The organism is Anaerolineaceae bacterium oral taxon 439 (genome assembly GCA_001717545.1).
Classification (GTDB): Bacteria; Chloroflexota; Anaerolineae; order Anaerolineales; family Anaerolineaceae; genus Flexilinea.
Genome location: CP017039.1, coordinates 1,777,360 through 1,794,429, shown reverse-complemented (window position 1 = coordinate 1,794,429; position 17,070 = coordinate 1,777,360). Strand labels below are relative to the sequence as shown.

Annotated in this window: 13 protein-coding genes; 5 read left to right on the top strand and 8 right to left on the bottom strand. The window is 55.2% G+C overall.

Annotation, left to right across the window (positions count from 1 at the left end):
• Position 1: 1 nt before the first annotated feature.
• Positions 2 to 1,711 carry a hypothetical protein gene (locus BEQ56_08070; protein AOH43435.1) on the top strand — a complete coding sequence of 570 codons (1,710 nt, stop codon included), beginning with the start codon at positions 2 to 4 and terminating at the stop codon, positions 1,709 to 1,711.
• A gap of 139 nt (positions 1,712 to 1,850) precedes the next feature.
• Here the strand turns inward: BEQ56_08070 and BEQ56_08065 are convergent, their stop codons facing one another.
• The 6 genes from BEQ56_08065 to BEQ56_08040 all read right to left on the bottom strand — a co-directional run bounded on the left by BEQ56_08065 (position 1,851) and on the right by BEQ56_08040 (position 9,058).
• Positions 1,851 to 3,401, bottom strand: coding sequence for a 4-alpha-glucanotransferase (locus tag BEQ56_08065; protein ID AOH43434.1), 1,551 nt, complete (start codon positions 3,399 to 3,401; stop codon positions 1,851 to 1,853).
• A gap of 21 nt (positions 3,402 to 3,422) precedes the next feature.
• The gene (locus BEQ56_08060; protein ID AOH43433.1) at positions 3,423 to 4,877 is read right to left on the bottom strand and encodes a hypothetical protein; all 1,455 of its coding nucleotides are present in this window, start codon (positions 4,875 to 4,877) and stop codon (positions 3,423 to 3,425) included.
• 38 nt (positions 4,878 to 4,915) lie between these two features.
• Positions 4,916 to 6,019, bottom strand: a complete 1,104-nt coding sequence (locus BEQ56_08055) for a hypothetical protein (GenBank protein ID AOH43432.1) — start codon at positions 6,017 to 6,019, stop codon at positions 4,916 to 4,918.
• 365 nt (positions 6,020 to 6,384) lie between these two features.
• A complete protein-coding gene (locus BEQ56_08050) occupies positions 6,385 to 8,559 on the bottom strand; it encodes a ferrous iron transport protein B (protein AOH43431.1) in 2,175 nt (724 codons plus the stop codon).
• Positions 8,560 to 8,610: 51 nt separating this feature from the next.
• Positions 8,611 to 8,832 (bottom strand): iron transporter FeoA, encoded by a 222-nt coding sequence (locus tag BEQ56_08045; protein AOH43430.1) that lies wholly within the window; start codon positions 8,830 to 8,832, stop codon positions 8,611 to 8,613.
• Position 8,833: 1 nt separating this feature from the next.
• Entirely contained in the window at positions 8,834 to 9,058 is a 225-nt protein-coding gene (locus tag BEQ56_08040; protein ID AOH43429.1) for a FeoA family protein, read from the bottom strand.
• A gap of 653 nt (positions 9,059 to 9,711) precedes the next feature.
• On the opposite strand from BEQ56_08040, the gene BEQ56_08035 reads away from it, so the two are divergent.
• From BEQ56_08035 to BEQ56_08020, 4 genes are read left to right on the top strand one after another with little or no spacing between them, the layout of a single operon-like run.
• Entirely contained in the window at positions 9,712 to 11,214 is a 1,503-nt protein-coding gene (locus BEQ56_08035) for a hypothetical protein (protein ID AOH43428.1), read from the top strand.
• Positions 11,215 to 11,218: 4 nt separating this feature from the next.
• On the top strand, positions 11,219 to 11,692 hold the full coding sequence (locus BEQ56_08030) for a hypothetical protein (protein AOH43427.1): 474 nt from the start codon (positions 11,219 to 11,221) through the stop codon (positions 11,690 to 11,692).
• Complete coding sequence (locus tag BEQ56_08025; protein AOH43426.1) at positions 11,676 to 12,935, top strand: hypothetical protein; 1,260 nt, start codon at positions 11,676 to 11,678, stop codon at positions 12,933 to 12,935. The genes BEQ56_08030 and BEQ56_08025 overlap by 17 nt, the downstream gene beginning before the upstream one ends.
• Entirely contained in the window at positions 12,926 to 14,530 is a 1,605-nt protein-coding gene (locus BEQ56_08020; protein ID AOH43425.1) for a hypothetical protein, read from the top strand. Before BEQ56_08025 ends, BEQ56_08020 begins: the two co-directional genes overlap by 10 nt.
• A 22-nt stretch (positions 14,531 to 14,552) precedes the next feature.
• Here BEQ56_08020 and BEQ56_08015 read toward each other — a convergent pair whose 3' ends face one another.
• Together BEQ56_08015 and BEQ56_08010 are read right to left on the bottom strand one after the other, a co-directional pair.
• The gene (locus BEQ56_08015) at positions 14,553 to 15,818 is read right to left on the bottom strand and encodes an MFS transporter (GenBank protein AOH43424.1); all 1,266 of its coding nucleotides are present in this window, start codon (positions 15,816 to 15,818) and stop codon (positions 14,553 to 14,555) included.
• A 22-nt stretch (positions 15,819 to 15,840) separates the two neighbouring features.
• Positions 15,841 to 17,028, bottom strand: a complete 1,188-nt coding sequence (locus BEQ56_08010) for a hypothetical protein (GenBank protein AOH43423.1) — start codon at positions 17,026 to 17,028, stop codon at positions 15,841 to 15,843.
• Between the last annotated feature and the right edge of the window lie 42 nt (positions 17,029 to 17,070).

Genomic DNA, 17,070 nt, shown 5'->3' with positions numbered 1-17,070 from the left:
TATGGACCGAAATATTCCTTTACAGGCGTCCGAAGCGATCGATTTTTATATTCGAACGATCTATTCCGTTTTGAAATCCAACTCTGAAATGCGGCTGGCTGGGATTGAAGAGGTTCATTCCGGACTGGATTCCGTCCTGCACGCGCGAGCGCGCGCCGGTACGATCGATTTCAACGCGATGGTATATGCCGTACTGCGGATTCCGGACTGTATCCGGAAGGTGTCCCGCGTCGTCATGGGACAGCAGACGAAAATGTTCAAGGAACAGGGGTACACGGATATCGATAGCTGGCGGATCGTTTCCGCAAGGGCAAGACGAAGGTTCTGCCTGTTCGACGGGAAAGGGACGCTGGCCTGTTTTATTACCAGCCGCTCGGATATTGACGACCTGATCCCAGTCCTGACCGCGTTCCAGATCGAATGGAACAAGCTTCATCGCCTGATGGAGGACGTCGGCGATGAACGGTTATCGCTGATTTCCGACGCGTCCGACCCGGCGATTCCGATTCTCGCGGCGGAGATGAACCTGGACGCCGACGATTTTATCCGCCTCTGCTCGATTTGGGGTGACGAAGCCGGGGAATGGCTCCGCGAGATTAAGCGACGCCCCTCGGAAATGCGCGTTCGCCTGTTGGACAGCTCGTTTATCCAATATGCACGTTCGTCAAAAAAATGGCTGGCGAATGTTATCGCCGAGTGTCCCGAGGTACGGAACCGACCGATTTATTTCGTATCCAGCAACACGCATAGTCTTACCAACATGATTTCCGGGTTCGCAATCTCAAAAGAAGCGGAACTGATTGCGTTCATGCGGCGGCAGCAGGATCGGAAGCTGTACAGCGATTGGACCGGGATCGAATCGGGGAAGCTGTCGGCTTCGCGGGAAAACCTGCTTTACTATGTCCTCAAGAAGTATCAGGCGACGCCGGAGGGCGCGGCTTCGATCGGGGATCAGCTCGCTTACGAGCGCGCGCATGGCATCTATCGCGTTTCCAGTCTGTATACGTTTGACGTCGAGGCACAGCTCATCGATCTGTCGAAGGTCAGGCTGGATCGTGTCGACCGGCGGCTCCAGGTTCCCAACCTGCGCTCGCTGGCTGAATCGGAAGCGTTTATCTTCAATATCGATTATCCGCTCGGAATGACTGCGTACAATATTTTGTCAAAAGTGTCGGAAGAGTTCGAAAATCTCCGCGGAATTTATATCATGGGCAAAGCCGCGTCGCTGAACGGGATTTACGGCGACGTGATCCTTCCGTCGGTTATCTACGATATGCATTCGAAGAATACGTACCTGCTGTCCAACGCGTTCAGCAGCGCCGATATTGAACCGTGGTTGACGTACGGTTCGATCCTTGATCATCAGCGGGCTGTAACGGTCCTCGGGACATTCCTTCAGAACCATACGTTTATCAACGAAATGTATCGGAGCGGATTTACTGATATCGAAATGGAAGCGGGGCCGTTTCTTTCGGCGATCTGCGAGAATTATCGCGCCAACCGGCATCCGGTCGACCAGATCGTTTCGCTGAATAAAATGAAGCTTGAAGTGGGGATATTGCATTACGTTTCGGACACGCCGATGACGAAAGGCCGAAATCTGGGCGCGGGAACGCTGTCCTATTTTGGGATGGATTCGACGTACGCGACGTCGATCGCAATTTTACGGAAAATTTTTGAGCGCGAACGCGCTTATCTTGGCGGGAAGTAGCGACGCTGTCGGCGTCGGACCCCCTTTTTTTTCGAAGCATCCGACGCCGATTTTTTCAATCAATACGAATCAGCGGTTCCAGTATACGGCCAGCGATTTCGCATAGGCAAACAAAGGCTTCATCCATATTTCAGATCGGTTATGCGTTTTCATAATCAATAGCCGGCCGCTTTGCGGGAACCCGATTGATCGACGGGATCCGATTATACATCTGATTAAGCTCGGAGATACGGGCGGCCAGATCAGGTTTAATATCCGCGGGACGGAAGCGATAGAGCCAATTTCCAGCGGCATGGCCCGGAAAATTCATTCGGGTCGATCCGTCCAGACCTAAAATATCCTGAAGCGGGGCGATCGCGTAGACGGCGACCGACGCCCAGACCGAACGGACCATACGCCATGCGATATCGGATCCGTCCGTGCTTAAATACCGGCGGCAGAAGTCTTTTTCATGTTCCTGCGCGGAAGCGTACCAGCCGACGGCGGTATCGTTATCGTGCGTTCCGGTATATGCAATGCAGTTCTGCACGTAGTTATGCGGCAGGAAGAGGTCGCGGGCGTCGCCGGAGAACGCGAATTGCAGGATTTTCATCCCCGGTAAGCCGAACGCATCGCGCATCTCGACGACGTCCTGTGTAATCTCGCCAAGGTCTTCGGCGATAATCGGAAGTTCGCCGAGCGAATCGCGGATCGCGGTCAGCAGCTCCTCTCCCGGTCCTTTGACCCAGCGACCGAACTGCGCGGTGGGGTTTCCGGCCGGGACTTCCCAGTAGCCGCCGAAGCCGCGGAAATGATCCAGGCGAATCAGGTCGGATAAAACGCGGGAGGCGCGAACGCGCCGAATCCACCATTGATAGCCGTCTTTTTGATGCGCCGGCCATTTATATAACGGGTTTCCCCAGAGTTGGCCGGTCGCGGAAAAGTAGTCCGGCGGAACGCCGGCGACAACCGTCGGCTGGCACTGATCGTCGAGGTAAAACAGCTCCGGCCTGCTCCAGACGTCGGCGGAGTCCATCGCGACGAAAATCGGGATGTCGCCGACAATCGTGATTCCTTTGCCGTTTGCGTAATCCTTAACGTTTTTCCATTGACGGAAGAAAAGGAATTGGTAGAATTTCTGTTCCTCGATTGAGTCGGCGGCTCTGGCGGCGAATTCGGTCAGCGTTTTCCGGTCGCGAAGGCGATATTTCCCGGGCCAGTTGATCCAGCTGTCACCGTTTTGAACGTCTTTGATCGCGCGGAAGAGACTATAATCGTCGAGCCAATCGGCGTTCTCGTCGCAGAAGCGGTCAAATTCCTCGCGGCAGAGAGCGGGCTCCGCCTTGAAATTCTGATAGGCGCGGTTCAGGAGTGTCAGCTTCCAGGCGATCGCGCTTCCATAATCGACCGTGGCTTCCGGGAATCCCGGGCGATCGCGAAGGTCTTCCGGCTTGAGGATGCCCTGATCGAGAAGGATATCGGCGCTGACCAGGTAGGGATTTCCGGCGAATGCGGAAAAGGCCTGGTAGGGCGAGTCGCCGTATCCGGTCGGGCCCAGCGGGAGAATCTGCCAGATTGCGCAGTTGGCGGACTCCAGGAAATCGATCCAGCGAAACGCTTCTGGCCCTAAATCGCCGATTCCGTCGGGACCGGGAAAACTGGTCGGATGCAGTAAGATCCCGGAAGAGCGTTCAAGTTTTGTCGTCGTCATGATTATCCCATCCTGTTTGCTTTATTTAATTGAACGATAGAGATTCAGGTATTCGATCGCCTGCTTTCGCCAGGAAAAATCCTGGGTCATAGCGCGGCGCTGCAGCTTTTCCCATTCAGCATGATTTCGGAAATAGTCGACCGCGCGGCGAAGCGCCCATTCCGTCCCGCCGACGTCGGCGTTCCGATAGAGGAATCCGGTGTACTCGTCGGGATAATCGAACGGGTCTTTGATCGTGTCGGCAAGTCCGCCAGTCGAATGCGCCATGGGGATACAACCGTATAGCATGCTGATCATTTGCGCAATGCCGCAGGGCTCGTAGCGGGATGGCATCAGGAAAATATCGCCGCCCGCGTACATGCGCCGCGACAGGAGGCTGTCAAATCGGACTTCGACGCGGACCCGGTCGGGCATCATCGCGCCCAGACTTCGGCAGTCGTTCTCGATCGCGGCTTCTCCCGTGCCTAAGATCACGGCCTGAAAATCAACGTCCGCCATCTGGCGAAGCGCCTGAATAACCAGGTCGAAGCCTTTCTGGTACGACATGCGCCCGACCATGACGAAGAGCGGAACGTCTTCGCGCTGCGGGAGGTACAGGTCCTTTTGCAGCTGCGCTTTGTTGGCATCGCGTTGGCTGAGGCTGTCCGCGCCGTACTGAACCGTGATCCGGGTGTCGGTTTCAGGGTTCCATTGATCCATCATGACGCCGTTGACGATCCCGCTCAGGCGTGCGCCTTGCTCCGACAGGTAGGATTCATAGCCGTGTCCGAATTCAGCGGTGGTTATTTCCTTCGCGTAGGTTTTTGAAACGGTGCTGATTCGGTCCGCCGCGTCCAGCCCGATCGCCATCGGCAAATTCCAGAGCCAGCCCGGAATACGGACGTCGTAGGCCGGGCGGATCCCATAGTAATTCAGTGTCTCCGGAAAGTCGCCGCCGGAATACGGGAGGTTATGGATCGTGTAGAGGGATCTGGTTTTGGAAAAGAACGGGTCGACGGGGCGGAGCTGTTTTAAGTATTTCACCCCTAACGCGGTATGCCAATCATGAAAATGCAGCACGTCAGGCCTGAAATCGATCGCGCGCGCGAGCTCGACCGCGGCGACCGAGAAGAAGGCGTACTTGTTCAGGTCGATCCACGGGTTGTCGCTGTAGATCCCCGTGTTCCGAATTGGATCGCCGTCGATCAGGTAGAGCGGATAATCGGTATTTAACGCTTTTGAAAGATAGACGTCGCGCGGGCCCCAGCGGGTCTCGATCGTGTAATTCCGAATCCATTCGGTCGGCCAATTCTTTCGCTTGATTTCCTCATGATAAGGGATGACGACGCGCACGTCGGTTATCGCGCCGTTCGTCTCTGACTCGGATAAACGGTTCAAGGCAACCGGCAGCGTTCCGCCGATATCGCCTAATCCGCCGATTTTGATTAAGGGGTCGGCTTCGGAAATCGCGAATAAAACGTTGAAATGCTTCGGCATGAGGGTCTCCAGTTTCCGGCTTGTTGGTTTGAATGGATTTATTCGTTATAGAGGATCGCGAGTCGGAGGAATTCCAACGAGAGCGAAATATAATCTTGATCCGAGAAGAGACGCGGATCAAAAAAACGAACCATCTGCCTGGCGGCACGAGGGGTCTTACAGGATAATTGTACTTGATTAAACCCGTTTTCGGCAGGGCTGACGGAAACGCTCAGCGAAACGACGCCGTCGCGATCCGCGGAAATACCCGAATCCGGGGTCAGGACGTCCTCGTCGAAAGATTCAGCGATTTTTCCGTCCGTACCCGCTTCGTCAAGCGAAAGCTTCAGTCCGGCGTCGCGCAATTCGCGGCTGACAACCTTCGGAAGCGTTTCGTCGTCGACGCCAAAGATATGTTTCCCGATCCGGCGCCGAATTTCGTTTTCAAGCTGCGTCAGCTTTTCGGACGCGTCTTCGCGGCTCCTTCCTTTCGCGGTAATCCGAAGATCGGTAATCCCGCCTTTGGCGCTGAGCCCCAGCGTCGGGTTCGCCCAGGTTTCGAATTCGGCGACAGCTTCGTCGACGACGGATTCACCGAGTCCGCAGGAATGCAGCGTGCGTACGAGGATGATATCGTTGGTTGGATACTTATCCCGGAGGAGGTCAAGAACATACGTATTCGTCAGATACTGCATTTCGACCGGAACTCCGGGAAGAGAAACGACGATTTTTCCGTTTGTCTCGACGAAAAAAGCGGGCGCGGTTCCGATTTCGTTGTGGATGACCTGCGCTGAGGCGGGCAGGTATGCCTGCCGCCGGTTATTTTCGGTGGGCTGCCTGTCGTGGTTGGTAAAATAGACTTTAATTTCGTCCCATAGCGCTTCATGGTAAACGAGGTCCTCGTCGAAGGCTTTCGCGACGGCTTCACGCGTGGGGTCGTCGATCGTCGGGCCTAAGCCGCCGGTGGTAATAACAATATCGACGCGCGAGAGGCTCTCGTGGATTGCGTTTGCGATCCGCTGAACGTTGTCGCCGATGATTTGCGTGCGGTAAATATCTACGCCGATTTCACGTAATTTGCGTAAGAGAAACGCAGTGTTCGTGTCCTGCGTTTCTCCTAACAACAGCTCAGATCCGATCGCGATGATTTCCGAAGACGCCATGTTCCCTCCAGACAGATTTTATTTATTCCTGATTTTACTCTGAGATTGGTAAAAAAAGTTTGTTCCCCAAACAATCATGCTCGATTACCCGGCCGATGATCAGGTCCGGGGATATGAAATAAAAGAAGGCAGGGAAACGATGAAACGTTTTCCTGCCTTCAAAAAATCCGTCCGTTACGAACGTGGCGCGGGCCGCGTTCCGGGATGACACCCGGAACAACCGCACGAGCAGCTTCCGCCACAGCATTTATTTTCGCGTTTGTCCTTGATCAGCTTCCAAACCGCAAGGAGGACGACCAGTACGACAACCGCACCGACAACAAGATTGCCCAGATTTTCCATACTTCTCCTTTTCGACGCTTTACTTACGCCGCAGCCGTGACCGCCGACGAAGAATCATCCTGCGCGTTCGGGTTCGGGCGGAAGAGGAGGAAGAGAAACGCCAGCGTCAGAGCGATCGCGACCGCGGAAAGCGCCGTGAAAGATCCGCCGCCGAAAAGCGTTCCTAACTGGAAAACGATGAACGCGATCACGTAGGCGAAGATCGTCATGTACCCGATCGCAAAGAACGTCCATTTCCTGTTATTCATTTCCCGGCGGATCGCGCCGATCGCCGCGAAGCATGGCGCGCAGAGGAGATTGAACAAGAGGAACGTAACCGCGGAAAGCGGGGTAAAACGGTCGGCAATCGCGCCCAACCCTTCATAATCGCCTTCTTCGACCATCTCCAGCGCGTCCCCTTCAACGCCCATCAGCGTACCGAGAGAACCGACGACTTCTTCTTTCGCGACAAGCCCCATCACCGTCGTTACGGTCGCCTGCCAGTCGCCGAAGCCGAGCGGAGAGAACACGGGGGCGACAACCGACCCCGCGCGACCGAGCATGGATTCGTCGGTATTTTCAACCGCGCCATATTGGCCGTCAACCCAACCGTAGGACGACGTGAACCAGATGAAAATACTGGCGAGGAGAATAACGGTACCCGCGCGGACGATAAAGCTCGACGCGCGTTCCCACGTGCTACGGAAGACGTTCCCCAACGATGGGAAGTGGTACGAGGGGAGTTCCATGACGAATGGTGCGGGATCCCCGGCGAACATCTTCGTTTTCTTGAGAATAATACCTGAAACGATAACCGCGGTGACGCCGCCGAAGTAGCAGAGCGGAGAAAGCCACCATGCGTCGCCGAAAATCGCGCCGCCAATCAAAGCGATGATCGGGAGCTTTGCGCCGCAGGGAATAAACGCGGTCGTCATGATCGTCATCCGGCGGTCGCGTTCATTTTCGATCGTTCGGCTCGCCATGATCGCCGGCACGGAACATCCGGAACCGATCAGCATCGGGATAAAGCTTTTCCCGGAGAGGCCGAACTTGCGGAAAATACGGTCCATGATAAACGCAACGCGCGCCATGTAGCCGACTTCTTCCAGAAGCGCTAAGAGAATGAAGAGGACGATCATCTGCGGAACGAAGCCGAGAACGGCCCCGACGCCGCTGATAATTCCTTCGACGACTAATCCTGAAAGCCATTCGGCGACGTTCAGGCTTTCCATGAAATTCGCGGCCGCCGGAATAATCCATTCTCCAAAAATAACGTCGTTGGTATAATCCGTGACGATCGTCCCGACCGAATAGACCGCGACGTAATACAAACAGAACATGACGACGATAAAAATCGGCAGCGCTAAAATCCGGTTGGTGACGACGAGGTCGATCTTATCGGAAGTTGTCAGTTTCTGACCGGTCTTATTTTTTACGACTGTTGATTCGACGAGCTTCGCGACGTACGCGTAACGCTGATTGGTGATGATGCTTTCCGCGTCGTCGTCAAGCGCTTTTTCGCAATCGGCAATATGCTCTTCAAGATGCGCGCGAACGTCTTTGGGAAGCTTGATCTGTTCCAGGACTTTTTCGTCGCGTTCAAAAACCTTGATCCCGTACCAGCGGATGGCTCCGGCGGGAACGGCGGACTGAATCGACTCTTCAACGTGCGCGATCGCGTGTTCAACCGTGCCTTCGAAAACGGACGGCGGCTGAGTTGTTTTCTTTTCCTGCGCAGCGCGGATCGCGGCTTCAGCGACGGCCTTGACGCCGATATGCTTCAGCGCCGACGTTTCGACGACTTCGCAGCCCAACGCCCGGCTCAGTTTTTTCAGGTCGATGGTGTCGCCGGTTTTCTGGACGATATCGATCATGTTCACGGCGACGACCATCGGGATCCCCAATTCTAAAAGCTGCGTCGTCAGAAATAAATTTCGCTCGATATTCGTTCCATCGATAATATCGATAATCGCGTCCGGCTTTTCGTTGACCAGGTAATTTCGAGCGATGACTTCTTCGAGCGTATACGGTGACAGTGAGTAAATTCCAGGTAGGTCCTGAATATAAACGTCGGAATGCCCCTTGAGCCTTCCTTCTTTCTTTTCGACGGTTACGCCGGGCCAGTTTCCAACGTATTGCGACGAACCGGTCAGGTCGTTAAACATTGTCGTTTTGCCGCTGTTCGGGTTCCCGGCTAAAGCGATACGAATTTCACTCATGTTAGATTCCCTCGTTCCTTATTTTCAATCCATTCAAATCAGAAGAGCCTGTTATTCGACTTCAATATTTACCGCGTCAGACTTTCGAATCGATAATTCGTAACCGCGAACGGTTAATTCGATCGGATCGCCTAACGGCGCGACTTTACGGACGAAAACCTCGGTTCCTTTCGTCACGCCCATGTCCATGATTCGCCGGCGGATCGCGCCTTCGCCATGGAGTTTGATAACCTTGACGGTTTCCCCCGTCTTGACGTCTCTTAATGTTTTCATATCAGTTCTTCCCTTCTATTTGAATTCTGCTTGCTAAGCCATGCCCAATCGCAATTCTGCTCTCTTTAACCTTGAGGATCAGATTTTCACCGAGTTTTGAAATGATCGTGATCGGTTCGCCGACGACGAGCCCCATTTCCGCGAGATGCAGCCTGACTTCATCTTTCCCGGTGATCTTACGGATAACGACATCTTCGCCTACATCGGCCAATGTAATCGGGATCATTTTAATATCCTCCAAAGCTAAAATGAGTTAGCAAAATCTAACGTAATAAGTGTATCATTTTCGGAGTTAGCTGTCAATAATTCTGATTGGATGGCTGGTAAACTCAGTCGCGTTCTGTGATCGTGACACGGACGGGGTCGCCGGGCTGTATCCCGATTTTCTGACGGATTTCTTTTCGGACGCCGAGGATCCGGTCGAAGGTTGAACGTAAGCGGCGTCAAGATCGGGGACTTTCTTGATAATGATGCAGGGTTGCATTTCTTCTGACAAAGAAGGAGTCGCAATCAGTCTGCCAAAAAGCAGGAAGTTGCGGAATCAATCCGATCGATTGCTGAAAAGCAGGAAAAGACGTTTATGCGGTTGGAACTCGACCACATTGTCGGCGAGCGATTGGCGCGAGCCGCACGCTAATGCCTGAACGAGGCCGAACTCAAGGGCTACCGAGAATGGAAGGTTTCACAGCATCCGGCAGGGCGCAGGTGGAAGCTGGAAAAGCGGCCGTACGGGAAACGAGCTGACGCGAGTGAAGATTGAGCTGGACGCGTTCCGTTTTGCGACGAACGCGGAGGAGAGATGGGATTTCGAAGGCGACGCCGGTGGTGCTGACTGGGCGCAGATTCTGATCAGGACGCGGATCAGGTATAATTTCGGACATGAAAAGCGAAAGAATCCGGCTCTTTCCGTTCGATAATTTCGACTCAGTGCTGGATAAGATGAATCAGGTTTATCAGGCCGTTTCCGGGCTGGAACGGCTCATTCTTGAGTTCCCGAAGCGCGGACGGATCCTTACCGATCCGGTTGAATTTGGCCGGGTCGCCGGTTGGGGACGTTCGCGCGGGGTCCAGGTCGTTTTTATGACAGAGAACGCGATCCTTCGCGGACGCGCCGAAGAGCGCGGTATTTCGGTTCTTTCACGCCAGGCGGACGTCGGAACTGCGATTCAGCGGCGGGGCGCGAGCGCCGCGGATTTCAAGCTGAGCGCCAGGCGGATCGCCGACCTGGTTCACCTGCGTCAGCAGGCGGAGTTTATTCGTGAGCCGAGGGCGTCAGGCTGGCTCGCGCTTCCGTTATTCCTGATCGGCGTCTGGTTCAGCGGGTTCGTCTTCCTGACGGTCGTTCCGCACGCGACCGTTGTGCTGTCGCCGATCCCATCGCAGCGGCCCCTGTCGTTTTATTTATGGACGGCTGAAGATTTGAGCGAGCTGACGACGTCGGGCGGTGTCCCTTCGACCGAGGTCCGCTTCCATGTTCAGGCTTCTGCGGAGGCTTCGGCGAGCGGGTCGCTCAGTTTGCCGCCAACGTTTGCGCAGGGAACGCTGCTGCTGTATAACCGCTGCGATTTGGAGCGGCACGTTCCGACGGGCACGCGTTTCCTTTCTGAGGCTGCCGACGATCCTGAATTCCGCTCGCTTCATGAGGCGGCGATCCCATCCGGCGCGACACGGGAAGTTGTCGTGCAGGCGAATACGGCCGGACGGAGCGGAAATTTAGCGCCGGGAACGATTCATACTGTCGAGCCGCCGTTCGATCGCTGCGTCATCGTTGAGCAGCAGTATCCGTTTTCCGGCGGCGCGGAATCGTCGCAGCCGGCGGTCAGCGAACGCGATTATCAGGCTGTCTCTGCGAAGCTTGACGCTGCGCTGACGGAGGCGGCGCTGGACCGCGTCAGCGATTTTTCGACCGAAACGCATCTGGCGCTCCGTCAATCGTTGTCGTTCGTTTCGGTTTACGACGAAGACGCGAATCCTCCGGTTGGATATGCGGGCGAGCGCTTGACGATGACGCGGGACGCGATTTTTTCGATCCGTTTGATCGCGCTGGAGGATATCCGAAAGCAGGCGAAAATGGTTTTCGCGTCGAGTCCGGTCGCCGGTTTTCGTTCCGGGACGGATTCGATCGCGGTTGAAATCCGTTCGATTCCCCCGGACGAGACATCGGAGCAGGTATATTTTAAGGTGGACGCGGTTCAGCCGGGGTATCAGGAGATCGATCCGCTGATGGCGGCGGACGCGATTCGTGGGATGGGGATCGAGGCGGCGAAGAATACGCTGCGGACGCTTTACGGCGAGGCGGTAAACCCGGAAATTTATCTCGCCCCGGGTCAGTATCGAAATCTCCCGATCGCTTCAGTAAATATTCAGGTTGAGATAAGATAAAGGCATGACGCGTTATCTGGGAGTTGATCTGGGCGAGAAGAATATTGGCGTGGCGTTGAGCGATCCGATGGGAATGATTGCGAAGCCGTACCGGGTTCTTCGGCATGAAAATCGTGCGGAAGACGCGCGACGGCTCGCCGATATCGCGCGCGCGGAGAGCGCGAGCGTTATTATTGTAGGCCAGGCGCTCGGTCCGAACGGGGAAGAGACCCCTTCCGCGCGGCATGCGGCCAAAGTCGCTCAGGCGATTCGCGACGTTTTTCCCGAAGGCGACGTTCGGCTCTGGGACGAATCCGGAAGTACGCGGGCGGTCAAGCGGCTGTATATTGAAATGGGGGTTCCCAGGAAGGATCGCCGGGGCCATCTTGACGATCGCGCCGCTGCGTATATCCTTCAGGATTATCTGGATTGGCAGGCGCCGCCGCAGTTTTCGACCGACAATAGAGATGAAGGGAACGAAAATGGATCGGATGGATAAAGACGAACTGGACGATTCGCCCGAAACGGAGCGAATCGAACCTGAAACGAGCGAACCGGAAGCGTCCGAACCCGGCGGAACGCTTCCGGATCGGTCTTCGGCCTCGCGAAGGGCTGTGCGTCCTGAAAGGAAACGGTTCAGCGCGGTTTGGATCGGTTTGATCCTGATCGCTGCGCTGATTACGGCGATTGGCTACGCTTATTATCGCGAGCTGACGAACGAGCTCTGGAGCGTGATCGGCGCGCCGGCAGCGTATCTCAGCAAATATCAGAAGGTTGTCTTTACGTTGAAATTTGAAACGCAGCGTGAAAAGATTCTCGCGCAAAACGAGGCGATGACCGAGCGGGCGGTCGTCCCGATCCGAGACGGGGACACGCCGCAAACCGTCGCCGCGCACATGAAATCGGCGGGAATTATCGCGGATGAGGCGTTGTTCCTGGAATATCTGGTCTATCGCGGAATCGATCGCCGTCTTGTTCCGAGCCAGTACGTGATTCCGGAACGGTCGAGCTTGAAGGAAGCGGCGGAGGCGCTGATTTCGTCGAACCAGCGGCTGCTGCAATATGGAATTTTGCCCGGGCTTCGGCTCGAAGAAATCGCGGCAACGTTTTCAAGCTACGGAATGAGCTTCAGCGGCGAGGATTTCCTGACGCTGGCGCGGAATTACCCCGCGTCGCGGCATCCGACCGGGGGAACGTCGTTGGAAGGTTACCTGCTTTCCGGCAGCTACCTGATCCATCAGGCAATCTCGCCGGAATCGTTTCTGGAAGGAATGGTCAGGACGTTCGAAGAATCGATCACGCCGGAAATCCGCGACGGGCTGGCACGGCAGGGATTAACGCTCGATCAGGGCGTTATTCTGGCGTCGATGGTCACGCGGGAGGCGGCGCTTTCCTCCGAATATGGACTGATCGCCTCAGTTTTTATCAACCGTTTTCACGCAGGGATGAAGTATCAGTGCGACCCGACGGTCCAATACGCGCTGGGTTACGATCCGGAACTGGCCTCGTGGTGGAAACCGTCGCTGACGTACGAGGATTTGGCGATCGACTCCCGGTATAATACATATGTCTATGCTGGGTTCCCGCCGACAGCGATCAGCAATTTTTCAATCGAGGCGCTTGAAGCGGTCGCGAATCCGGTTCGATCGAATTACCTGTATTTTCGGGCGAGCTGCGATCATTTACAAAGCCATAATTTTTCAGAAACGTACGCGGAGCATGTCGCGAAGGAATGCAAATAAAATCGGCGGATAAAATTCGAAACAGGGGCGCGGAAGGAGGGCGGCAAAGGTTCCGCTGGTTTTTTATTGGCTGCGTTTTCCTGCTTTGCGCCGCGGCGATTTTCATCTTTTTGAAATCGACGCCGTCGGGCGTAGGACTGGTCAGCGATTCGGTTAATTATCTGAACGGCGCAAGGATGATCTCCGAGGGCCGTGGTTACGCGCGTCTAAGCGGAAATCAGAGCGTCAAACCGATTACGAATTTCCCGCCTCTCTATTCGATTATTTTATCCGGGTTCCTTTTCGCTGGGCTGGACGCAGCCGCCGCGGCATGGTGGGTCGCGCTGATTTTTTATCTTCTGAACCTGATAACGATTGTTATCCTGATCGGGAGCGTATCGGATAATCGCTGGGTCGGACTTCTCGGCGGAATTCTTTTCCTCGTCTCAAAACCGTTTTTATATTTTCAGGTTTTCGCGATGAGCGAGTCGGTATTCTTTTTTACGACGCTTTGGAGTTTTTTCTTCTTATGGCGCGGGCTGGACCGAGATCGGGCGTTTGATTGGCTGATGAGCGGGGCGTTCGCCGGATGGGCGTTTCTGGCCCGCTATGCCGGCGCTGCGTCCCTGGGCGCGGCGCTTGCTGCGATCCTGATGATCGCTCCTTGTCAGGTTCGGAAATTCCGCGCGTTGGGACAATGTCTCCTTGGCGCGCTTCCCTGGATGGCAGGCTGGCTGGTTCGTAATCAGCTCGTTGCGGGAAATACGATGAACCGCGCGGCGGGCGTTCATCTTTTAGGCTTCGATGATTTTCAGACCGGCGTCCTGATTTTCTGGAAATGGCTGAACCCGCTGCGCTACGGCGAACTGACGGCGCCGGTTCCCTGGATGCGCGTTGGAGTGCTGTTATTCGCCGTACTTGCGGCGGCGTACTGCCTTGCTGGCTGGATCCTGACGCTGCGCGGACGGGAAATTCCCGATCGGTTGCGGTTTGTCTGGGCGGGGCTGGTTTACTGTTTCGGGTATCTGGCGTTGGTGTACCTGACGATCTCGTTTCTGGACGCCTCGGTCAATATCGAGGAACGGATTTTATATCCGCTGTGGATGGTCCTGTTGCTGATTGCGGTTGTCCTTTCGGTTGAGATTTTCTCGAAAACGTCAGCGTTCGTTCGAGCGGTCCCGATCCTGGTCTGGGGTATTTTTACGGTTATTTTCGCGTCCGAAACGGCGGTTTTCGTACCGAAATTCAGTTCGCTTCAATACGGCTGGGCATGGTCCGGTTGGCGGGATTCTCCGGCGATGAACCTGATTCAATCGCTTCCGGCGGAGACGGTTATCTATTCAAATCAACAGGAAGCGGTCAGTTTCTGGACCGGGCGCGGCTCATACGCGCTTTTGGACCCGATCGATCCGTCGAGCGACGTGGAGCGACCGGGTTATGCCGAAACCCAGACCGAAATCCGCCGGCAAGTCCTTTCAGGGGAGGCGATCCTCGTCTTTTTTCAGGTTGGCGATTGGCTCGATCCGGCGGGAGGGGACAACTGGGTGACGCGATTAACCGAAGGCTTACCGGTTATTTATCAGGACGAAAGCGAATGGGTTATCGGGGCCCAATAATTTGGCTTCGAATCCTGAAATTTCAGCTTTCAGCGGGCTGAAGCGTTTCGCTTCGCGGTTCGTCTTCGCGGTTATAGATCGTCATGACGCTCCGGCGGTTTCGCCAGATCAGGACCCAGCAGGCGATCGCCGCGAGCGCGCCGCAGAGCGTAACGCAGACGCGGTAATCGAGGAGTTCGCCCAGATAGCCGACGCCCATGGACAACAGTATGAAAGCGGCGGACATGATCATCGAATTAAAAGCGTTGACGCGGGCGCGCATGTTTTCCGGGATGATCCCCTGAACTGCGTGTTGGCGCATAGACGCGCTGTTGATTCCCAGAAACCCGCAGACTGCCCGGTTGGCGAGCATGAACGGATAAGGAATCCAAAGCAAGATCATATCCATCAGTTCATAAATTTGATAAATCAGGAACGCCATGGCGAACCTTCGCTTTGGGGAGATTGAAACGTTGTAATGAAGCAACCCGCCGAGCGAACGCCCGGCAAACTCGGCGATCGAGAAAAACGAATACATCGCGACTGAAAACCCCGGCGCGGTTCGGAAGAACGCTACGATGATCGGGGCGTAACCGGTGGCGACGCCGTTGGTTACCGCCATATAGGAAAAAATACTATACAGGCCTTTATGATCGCGAAGAAAGACGGCGGCTTCTTTGATATCCTCTATCCATTGCCGAAACGAAAAAATTTTTCCCCGGTTACGGTCGGTCTGCTCCGAGATGTGGATGCTGTTTTCGATCAACGCGGCGAAAACGGAGCAGGCGCCCTGGAAAATCAAGATCCACGCAACGCCGACCGCTCCGAATAGCCACGCCGCGACCGGCATCATGACGACTTTCATGATCGGATAAACCATTCCGGATATCGTATAGCCTTTTTCTTCACAGCCTTCCGGAATTATTTTCGGGAAAATCGCCGTGAACGCCAGCGAATCGAACGACGACAGGCAGGCGATCAGGAGCGAGAAGCAAAGGAATCCGATATACGAGAACTTAAAATTGAGGAGATAAATCCCGGCTAAGGTATAGAGAACGCCGTTCGCGGCGTCGCCTGCGACGAGGATCGGTTTCCGCGGAAGCCGATCCATCAGCGGCGAGAGGAACAACGGGATAAAAAAATCGGGGAGTATTTGGGCCGCGATAACAAGAGCGGCGGCAAAAGTGCTCCCGGTTTCATCGAAGACTAAAAAAGAGAGGGCGAAATTACCGGCGATCCCCCCCGCCGCCCCGAGAACCGTAGCGCCGATCAGGCGGGTAAAGCTGCGCGTCCAGAGCGTCGGTTTCAGATCGCCCTCTCTTTCAGGTTTTTTATTGGTCGCCGTCGACCGGCTCCACGTTCATCACTGGCAGGACGTCTTTCCCAAGGACGAGGTTCGGGATCGTCCCTTCGGGGAGGATCATGAACTTATCCGTTTCCTTGATCGCGGCGGCGTTCAGCTCGGCGACAAGGTAATTGAAGTAGGCAGGGTTCTCCTGGTAAATCTGCGCCAGGAGGACGGTATTCGCCAGTTCGGCTTTGGCCAGTTCGGCCGCGGCGAGCGCTTTTTCCTTATTCAGCTCCTGTTCTAAGATTGCGTTTTCCTTCTCGGCTTCGATAACGGCGCGGTTCGCGATCAGTTTCTCTTCTTCGAGTCCGGCTAAGATGACCTGCTGGCGGGCGGTTTCCTGCGCTGCGGCTTGCTGGACGCGGATTTCGGCCTCGCGTTGGACGGCGTTGGCTTTTCCTTCGGCTTCGAGTTTTTGCGCCTGCGCCTCGGCTTTCTTGGCGTCAAGAAGGTATTGGTTGGTCTCATTGATAACGATCATCGCCTGTTCCGAGGCGCGGACGTCGGTGACGACAATATTATTGATATACAGGCCGATATCGCGCGTGAGTTTTTCAAGCTCCGATTCGATGCAGTTGCGAAGGAAATCGCGCCCTTCGGCGACCGCGTTGCCGCGCAGGTCGTTCTGACCGACGCAGACTTTCATCGCCTGCTTCGAGAAGCCGTCGATCTGGGTTGTCATGACGTCGTCGGATGTGTAAATTCGACGGTAGTTGACGTAATGCTGCTTGATTTCTTCTTCGCTGAAGAGGATCGGCGTTCCGTCGGAGTCGATCTGTTTGATCGAGGTTTTTGATGGACGAAAAACCTGACCGCGGATTTCAACGAAAACGGGCTGCATGTCCCTGGTAAAGACCTCGTCGTCGGAGGCGATAAACGGCACGCCTTCAATATTATACGTTTCCATCCGCACGAACAGGCCGAAATCATAATAGACGCCGCCCGGCCCGACGATCTCGTTGATTTTCCCGGCCCGGATCTTGACGCCCATTTCCTGCTGCCCCAGGCCTTTCAGGATATAAACAGGGCGAAAAACGACGAGGATAAACAGGATCGCCGCAATAGCGGCAAGGATAATCCCGAACGTTTTCGGGAAGGCGCGCCCTTTCTTCGGGGCCCGCGGGCTGTTGCCCGAGGATGCGGTTTTCTTTTCAGGCGTATAGTTTTCCATGCGGTTTTTATTTCCTTTCTTCCGGATATTCTGCCTGTTTTT

Excerpts from the sequence above, each read along its gene's own strand:
- BEQ56_08055 (AOH43432.1), bottom strand. The coding sequence starts at position 6,019 with ATGGCGTCTTCGGAAATCATCGCGATCGGATCTGAGCTGTTGTTAGGA.
- BEQ56_08040 (AOH43429.1), bottom strand. The coding sequence starts at position 9,058 with ATGATCCCGATTACATTGGCCGATGTAGGCGAAGATGTCGTTATCCGT.
- BEQ56_08070 (AOH43435.1), top strand. The coding sequence starts at position 2 with ATGGACCGAAATATTCCTTTACAGGCGTCCGAAGCGATCGATTTTTAT.
- BEQ56_08010 (AOH43423.1), bottom strand. The coding sequence starts at position 17,028 with ATGGAAAACTATACGCCTGAAAAGAAAACCGCATCCTCGGGCAACAGC.
- BEQ56_08060 (AOH43433.1), bottom strand. The coding sequence starts at position 4,877 with ATGCCGAAGCATTTCAACGTTTTATTCGCGATTTCCGAAGCCGACCCC.
- BEQ56_08030 (AOH43427.1), top strand. The coding sequence starts at position 11,219 with ATGACGCGTTATCTGGGAGTTGATCTGGGCGAGAAGAATATTGGCGTG.
- BEQ56_08025 (AOH43426.1), top strand. The coding sequence starts at position 11,676 with ATGGATCGGATGGATAAAGACGAACTGGACGATTCGCCCGAAACGGAG.
- BEQ56_08045 (AOH43430.1), bottom strand. The coding sequence starts at position 8,832 with ATGAAAACATTAAGAGACGTCAAGACGGGGGAAACCGTCAAGGTTATC.
- BEQ56_08050 (AOH43431.1), bottom strand. The coding sequence starts at position 8,559 with ATGAGTGAAATTCGTATCGCTTTAGCCGGGAACCCGAACAGCGGCAAA.
- BEQ56_08035 (AOH43428.1), top strand. The coding sequence starts at position 9,712 with ATGAAAAGCGAAAGAATCCGGCTCTTTCCGTTCGATAATTTCGACTCA.
- BEQ56_08065 (AOH43434.1), bottom strand. The coding sequence starts at position 3,401 with ATGACGACGACAAAACTTGAACGCTCTTCCGGGATCTTACTGCATCCG.
- BEQ56_08020 (AOH43425.1), top strand. The coding sequence starts at position 12,926 with ATGCAAATAAAATCGGCGGATAAAATTCGAAACAGGGGCGCGGAAGGA.